Origin of the sequence: Parafrankia elaeagni (assembly GCF_000374165.1) — a bacterium.
Taxonomy (GTDB): domain Bacteria; phylum Actinomycetota; class Actinomycetes; order Frankiales; family Frankiaceae; genus Parafrankia; species Parafrankia elaeagni.
This window is the reverse complement of sequence record NZ_KB893802.1, coordinates 1-7,021: the sequence shown is the minus strand read 5'-3', so window position 1 is coordinate 7,021 and position 7,021 is coordinate 1. Positions and strand designations below refer to the sequence as shown.

Below are 7,021 nucleotides of genomic sequence, written 5' to 3'. Positions count from 1 at the left end.
CGACGAGGATGTTCATATTGTGGGTCTGTCGGTGTTGTCGGGGTCGCATATGAACCTTGTTCCCGAGGTCCTCGACGGGCTGCGGGAGGCCGGGCTCGGTGACGTTCCGGTGGTGGTCGGGGGGATCATTCCGCCGTCGGACGCGGAGGCGTTGACCGCGCTCGGGGTCGCGGCGGTGTTCACTCCGAAGGACTACGGCCTCACCGGGATCATGCGGGGTATCGCCGAGATCGTCCGCACAGCCAACGGCCTCGACCGTGCCTGATCCTGATCCCGATCCCGATCCCGATCCCGATCCCGGGGCCGAGGAGGCCGGGGCCGGGGGCGGGCCCGAGCCGGTGGATGCCGCGCGGCCGGGCGGCGTGCCCACCCTCACGGACGCGGTGGCGCTGGCCACCAGGGTGCACGCCGGTCAGCTCGACAAGGCCGGGGAGGACTACATCGGTCACCCGCGGCGGGTGATGGACACCGTCGGCCGCACCGCGGTGGGCGCGGGCGTGGACGTGGCGTACGCGCAGATGGCGGCGATCCTGCACGACGTCGTCGAGGACAGTGACCTGACCGTCCCGGAGCTGGCCGACGCGGGCTATCCCCCGCAGGTCGTCGCGGCGGTGGACGCGCTGACCCACCGGGAGGACGAGGCGATCGAGTCCTATCTGCTCCGGGTCGCCACCGATGCGATAGCCGTCGTGGTCAAACGCGCCGACATGGCCGACAACTCCGACCCGAGCCGGCTCGCCCGCCTGCCCGCCGAGCGAGCCGCCCAGCTCGCCTCCCGGTACGCCGGCCGCCGCCGTCTCCTCGACGACCTCGTGCTGCGCTCGTCCGGACAGACCACCCCAGGACACGGTCCGGCCGCCGGCACCCCGCGGAGGTAGGCGCCTGGCCTGGGCCGGGCGAGGTGGTCGGAGGGCGGCGCGGTACGGTCGCGCCATGCGGCTCGTCATCGCTCGCTGCAGCGTCGACTACGTCGGCCGGCTCAAGGCGCATCTGCCCAGTGCCGTCCGGCTGCTCCTGGTGAAGGCGGACGGCTCGATCTCCATCCATGCGGACGGGCGTGCCTACAAGCCGCTCAACTGGATGAGCCCGCCGTGCGCCATCGCGGAGGAGGAGGGCGTCTGGCGCGTGACGAACCGGGCCGCGGAGCAGCTCGTGATCACCATCGAGGAGATCATGCATGACTCCACCCACGAGCTCGGTGTCGATCCGGGCCTGCGCAAGGACGGTGTCGAGGCCCACCTGCAGGTGCTGCTGGCGGACCGGCCGGACGCCGTCCGCGAGGGGCTGACCCTGGTCCGCCGGGAGTACGAGACCGGCATCGGCCCGGTCGATCTTCTCTGCCGGGACACCGACGGCTCCACCGTGGCGGTCGAGATCAAGCGCCGGGGCGAGATCGACGGTGTGGAGCAGCTCACCCGCTACCTGGCGCGGCTCAACGACGACCCGGCGCTGCCGCACCCGGTCAGCGGGATCCTGTGCGCACAGTCGATCACGCCGCAGGCCCGGATGCTGGCCGGTGACCGCGGCATCGCCTGCTCGGTGGTCGATTACGACGCGCTCCGGGGTCTCGAACCCTCGATCCCCACCCTCTTCTGACCCTGCCTGACCCTGCTGGCCCCGCCGACCCTGCCTGATCCCGTTGATCCCGTTGGCCCCGCTGGCCCCGCTGGCCCCGCTGGCCCCGTCTGCCCTCGCAGGCCCCGCCTGGCTCCGCTGATCCCGCGGGCGGCGGGGCGGCTCTCGCCGGGTCGCGACGTACGCTGCGCGGTCGTAACATGCTGTTCGGGTGAACACAAGGCCGTTCATAGGTGGCAGTTTTCCTCACGATCGCACGCTCCAGCGTGGTGAATCTGGGACGATCCGGTCAATCGGAGCGCGGGGAGATCCGCCGGCCCGGCGAGTGCGGTGCGGCCGGACGGATCCCGGAGGAAAGGAGCGCCGGGTATGAGCCAGGAGACTGCTTTCGGAGAGCCGACGAAGGTCGGGGTCGTTGGCCTGGGCACCATGGGCGCGGGCATCGCGGAGGTGCTGGCGCGGGCGGGCATCGAGGTCGTCGGCGTCGAGAAGGACGACGCCGGTCTGGCCCGTGGGCGCGGCCATCTGGAGCATTCCACCCAGCGGGCTGTGGATCGCGGCAAGATCAGCGTTGAGGAGCGGGCGGAGCTGCTCGGGCGGATCGACAGCGGCACCGACCTGGCGGCCGTCGCCGACTGCCCGCTGGTGATCGAGGCGATCCATGAGCGGCTCGACGCCAAGCGGGAGCTGTTCGGCCGTCTCGACGAGCTCTGCCGGCCCGGGACCGTGCTCGCCAGCAACACCAGCTCGCTGTCGGTCACCGAGCTCGCGGCGTCCACCCACCGTCCGTCGCGGGTGCTCGGCACGCACTGGTTCAACCCGGCCCCGGTGATGGGACTCGTCGAGGTCGTGGGAACGGTCGTCACCGATCCTGCCGTGCTTGACGGCGTGCGTGACCTGGTCGGGCGGGTCGGCAAGACGGCTGTGTCGGCGGGCGACCGGGCTGGCTTCATCGCCAACGCGCTGCTCTTCGGGTACCTGAACAACGCGGTGCGGATGCTGGAGGCGCACTACGCGAGCCGGGAGGACATCGACGCGGCGATGCGGTTCGGCTGCGGCCACCCGATGGGCCCGCTGGCCCTGCTCGACCTGATCGGGCTGGACTCGGCCTACGAGATCCTCGACTCGATGTACCACCAGTCCCGGGATCACCTCCATGCCCCGGCGCCGCTGCTCAAGCAGCTCGTCACCGCCGGCATGCTCGGGCGCAAGACGGGGCGGGGCTTCTACACGTACGCCGCGCCCGACTCGCCCGAGGTGGTCGACGCGGCGCCCCCGACCGCGGTCGCCGGGGTCGAGCCGCGTCCGGTCCGGCTTGTCGGCGTGGTCGGCACCGGCACGATGGCGACCGGCATCATCGAGGTGCTCGCCCGCTCGGGCTACGACGTGGTCTACCGCGCCCGTTCGGACGACAAGGTCGCCGCGGTCCGCAAGCGCCTGGTGGAGTCGTTCGAGCGGGGCGTCCAGCGCGGCCGGCTCTCCGCCGAGGACCGGGACGCCGCCCTGGCCCGGGTGACGGGCACGACGGACCTCGACGCCCTCGCCGACTGCGACCTGGTGGTCGAGGCGGTCGTCGAGGAGCTGAGCGTCAAGCGGGCGCTGTTCGCCGCGCTCGACGAGGTGGTGAAGCCCGGTGCGATCCTCGCGACGACGACGTCCTCGCTGCCCGTGGTCGAATGCGCCACCGCGACCACCCGCCCGCGCAGCGTGATCGGCATGCACTGGTTCAACCCGGCGCCGGCGATGCGGCTGATCGAGGTCGTGCCGACCGTCCTGACCGCGCCGGAGACGACCGCGACGGTGCTCGCCGTGAGCCGGGCGGCGCGCAAGCACCCGGTGGTCTGCGGGGACCGTGCCGGCTTCATCGTCAACGCCCTGCTGTTCCCGTACCTCAACGACGCGGTGCGGATGCTGGAGGCGCACTACGCCACCCTCGACGACATCGACACCGCGATGACGGTGGGCTGCGGGCATCCGATGGGCCCGTTCGCGCTGGCGGACGTCGTCGGCCTGGACGTGACCCTCGCCATCCAGCGGACGCTGTACCTGGAGTTCCGGGAGCCGGGGTACGCGCCTGCGCCGCTGCTGGAGCATCTCGTCAAGGCCGGCTACCTGGGGCGCAAGACGGGACGGGGCTTCCGCGACCACTCGCGCTGACGGCGGGCCCCACCACCGCGGTGGCGGTCGGACCACCCGCGCCGGCGGTCCGTCCCCACACTGAAGGACAGTCCGGTCGCGGTGGCGGGTTCGTCGACTCCTCGGGGGGAACCGGACCGGTACCGACGTTGATCACGCGGCGGTGTGGTCGGTGGGCATGTCTAGGATGTCGCCGAGCGCCAGGTTCAGCCGCGCGACCGCGCCGCCTGCCCTACCCGAGGAGGACGCCCGTGGCCATGGTGGACAAGGACGCACTGCGCGAGTTCGGCCGTGAGGTGACGACCTTCCTCCCTGATCTGGTCATCATGCTGCGCCGCGTGGTCGCCGACCCGCGGGTGCCGCAGTCGGCGAAGCTGGAGGCGGGTGCGGCGCTGGCCTATCTGGTGTCACCGCGGAACCGGCTGACGAACTTCATCCCGGTGATCGGGCAGCTGGACGACGTGGCCGTGGTGGCCTTCGCCTTCCGCCGGCTGGTGGTCGGCGCGGGGGAGCCCATCCTGCGTGAGCACTGGCGGGGCAGCGACCGCTCGTTCCACGCGCTGATCGGGGCCTCGTCGGCACTGGCGAGTCCGGCGGGGATGCTGCGGCGGGCCAAGGTCGCCCGCACGCTGGCCGGCGCCGCGCTGGCGCGGGTGAGCGGCGGGCGCGGGGAGGCGGAGGGCCAGGTCGGCGGTTCGGGCCCGGTCAGGGTTGTGGACGGTGAGGTCATCGGCCGCTCGGCTCCGGACGGCGGCTTCGGCGGCCGCTGAGATGCCCGGTGACGGCCCGCGCGGCGGCGGGGAGGACGGAGAGGGCTCCGGCAGGGGCCCGGACGAGGGCTGGGTCGTCCGCCCGGTGACCGGGGCGGCGACGACCAAGGAGTACCGGTGCCCCGGCTGCGATCACCTCATCGCGCTGGGCATGCCGCATCGGGTCGTGTGGCCGGTGGGCGCTGTCGACGAGCGGCGGCACTGGCACACGGCCTGTTGGGCGCGCCGCCATGCAGGCCCGCGCCAGCGCTTCCGGCGGGCTTGGGGGCGCGGCTGACCCGCTGACGGGCCGCGTCGGAGCGGGGGGCCGGAGCGGGCCGGGGCCGGGGCCGGCTGCGGTGGCGACGTGCCGGTGGGTCAGAAGGCTCAGGTGGGTCAGAAAAGGCTCAGGTGGGTCAGAAGGCTCAGATGGGTCGGCTGTGCGTGGGTCGGGGTGGCTCAGCTGTGTGCCGAGCCTGCCGGTGCGGCGGCGCTGTCGCCCGCGGTCAGAGCCCGCGGGGGTGCTGATCCGGCCTGCAGGGGAGCCGTCGCGGCGGTGAGCCGGTCGCGCAGGGCGCCGAGCTGGGCGGTCACCTGGTCATGCAGCGCGCCGAGCTGGGCGGTGACCTGGTCGCGCTGGTTCTCGAGGTCGGCGAGGCGCCTGGCGGACTCGCCCTCGGTCGCGGCCGCGGTGGCCCGTGCCGTCTCGACGACCCGCTCCGCCTCGGCGCGGGCCGAGGCCACGATGTTCTGCGCCTGCTCCTCGGCGTCCAGCACGGTGCGCTCGCGGGTGTACTCGGCCTCGGCGACGATCCGGCGGGCCTCCTCCAGCTGGGCCTCGGCGTCACGGGTCCGCTCGGCGCGGACGGTGGCCGCCTCCTCCTCGGCGAGCTGGAGGATCTGGGTGATGCGCCCGCCGAACTCCTCCCACGCCGGCCGGTTCGCCGCCAGATCATCGCGCACCCGGGCCGCCTCGGTGGCCGCCTCGGAGGCGGCGGCCTCGGCGGCGGCCCGGTGCGACTCGGCCTCGCGGAGCTGCTCGACAAGCCAGTTGACGTGCGCGTTCACCTGCTGCGGGTCGTAGCCGCGGCGGACCAGATCGAAGCCGGGGGCGCCTTCACCTTCGCCGGCCATCGGGATGAGATCGCTGTGCTCTGTCATAGGCACCCAGCATCCCAGACCGGCAATCGTTGGGTGACAGGAGCCGTGGCGCCGGCCGGTTCGGGTTGCGTGATCTACACGCCGCGGAAGCGGTTGATGGCGGTGAGGTGACGAGCCCGCATCTGCTCATCCCGCACCCCCAGCCCCTCCTCCGGCGCCAGACACAGCACACCGACCTTCCCCTGATGCGCGTTGCGGTGCACATCGAACGCCGCCTGCCCCGTCTGCTCCAACGGATACACCCGCGACAACGTCGGATGGATCAACCCCCGCGCCACCAGCCGGTTCGCCTCCCACGCCTCCCGGTAGTTCGCGAAATGCGTCCCGATAATCCTCTTCAGATTCATCCACAGATACCGGTTGTCGTACTCATGCAGAAACCCACTCGTCGACGCGCACGTCACCACCGTCCCCCCACGCCGCGCCACGAACACCGACGCCCCGAACGTCTCCCGCCCCGGATGCTCGAACACGATGTCCGGATCCTCACCCCCCGTCAGCTCCCGGATCCGCGCCCCGAACCGCTTCCACTCCCGCGGATCCTGCGTCCGCTCGTCCGACCAGAACCGATACCCCTCCGCCGCCCGATCGATCACCAGCTCCGCACCCAACGACCGACAGATCTCCGCCTTCGCCGGCGACGACACCACACACACCGGCAACGCCCCACCCCGCAACGCCATCTGCGTCGCATACGACCCCAACCCCCCCGACGCCCCCCACACCAACACCACATCCCCCTGCTTCATCCCCGCACCGTTACGCGACACCAGCTGCCGATACGCCGTCGAGTTCACCAGCCCCGGCGCCGCCGCCTCCTCCCAACTCAGATGATCAGGCTTCGGCATCAACTGGTTCGCCTTCACCAACGCCAGCTCCGCGAGACCACCGAAATTCGTCTCGAACCCCCAGATCCGCTGCTCCGGATCCAGCATCGTGTCGTTGTGACCCTCGGGCCGCTCCAACTCCACCGACAGACAGTGCGCCACCACCTCATCCCCCGGGAACCACGCATGCACCCCCGGCCCCGTCCGCAACACCACACCCGCCAGATCCGACCCCACCACGTGATACGGCAGATCATGCCGCGCAGCCAACGGCGACGTCCGCCCATACCGCTCCAGGAACCCGAACGTCGACAACGGCTCGAAAATCGACGTCCACACCGTGTTGTAGTTCACCGACGACGCCATCACCGCCACCAACGCCTCACCCGGCCCCAGCTCCGGCGTCGCCACCTCGTCCACATGCAACGACTCCCGCGGATCCTTGTCCCGCGACACCCGCCCCTCGAACATCCCCACCTCGTCACGCCGCACCACCACACCCCGGTACGACTCCGGAACCGGCAACGCGGCGAACTCCGCCCGCCGCTGCGCCGACCGCGGCGAACCGGCCAT

The 7,021-nt window shown here is 71.9% G+C and carries 7 protein-coding genes; 5 read left to right on the top strand and 2 right to left on the bottom strand.

The genetic code is table 11. From position 1 onward, the window contains the following. The 5 genes from B207_RS0131795 to B207_RS0131775 all read left to right on the top strand — a co-directional run. Positions 1 to 265, top strand: a 265-nt coding sequence (locus tag B207_RS0131795) for a cobalamin-dependent protein (protein WP_195905389.1), incomplete at its 5' end; no start/stop codon positions are given. Continuing rightward, positions 258 to 878 carry an HD domain-containing protein gene (locus B207_RS0131790; protein WP_018640734.1) on the top strand — a complete coding sequence of 207 codons (621 nt, stop codon included), beginning with the start codon at positions 258 to 260 and terminating at the stop codon, positions 876 to 878. The genes B207_RS0131795 and B207_RS0131790, both read left to right, overlap by 8 nt. A 55-nt stretch (positions 879 to 933) precedes the next feature. Beyond that, a complete protein-coding gene (gene nucS, locus B207_RS0131785) occupies positions 934 to 1,596 on the top strand; it encodes an endonuclease NucS (RefSeq protein ID WP_018640733.1) in 663 nt (220 codons plus the stop codon). A gap of 348 nt (positions 1,597 to 1,944) precedes the next feature. Continuing rightward, positions 1,945 to 3,732: a 3-hydroxyacyl-CoA dehydrogenase family protein gene (locus tag B207_RS0131780; RefSeq protein WP_018640732.1), complete on the top strand. Its 1,788-nt coding sequence runs from the start codon at positions 1,945 to 1,947 to the stop codon at positions 3,730 to 3,732. Positions 3,733 to 3,962: 230 nt separating this feature from the next. Further along, on the top strand, positions 3,963 to 4,481 hold the full coding sequence (locus B207_RS0131775) for a YkvA family protein (protein ID WP_018640731.1): 519 nt from the start codon (positions 3,963 to 3,965) through the stop codon (positions 4,479 to 4,481). A gap of 438 nt (positions 4,482 to 4,919) precedes the next feature. Here the strand turns inward: B207_RS0131775 and B207_RS0131765 are convergent, their stop codons facing one another. Further along, entirely contained in the window at positions 4,920 to 5,621 is a 702-nt protein-coding gene (locus tag B207_RS0131765) for a sugar-binding protein (RefSeq protein WP_018640729.1), read from the bottom strand. 74 nt (positions 5,622 to 5,695) lie between these two features. Next, complete coding sequence (ccrA, locus tag B207_RS0131760; RefSeq protein WP_018639976.1) at positions 5,696 to 7,021, bottom strand: crotonyl-CoA carboxylase/reductase; 1,326 nt, start codon at positions 7,019 to 7,021, stop codon at positions 5,696 to 5,698.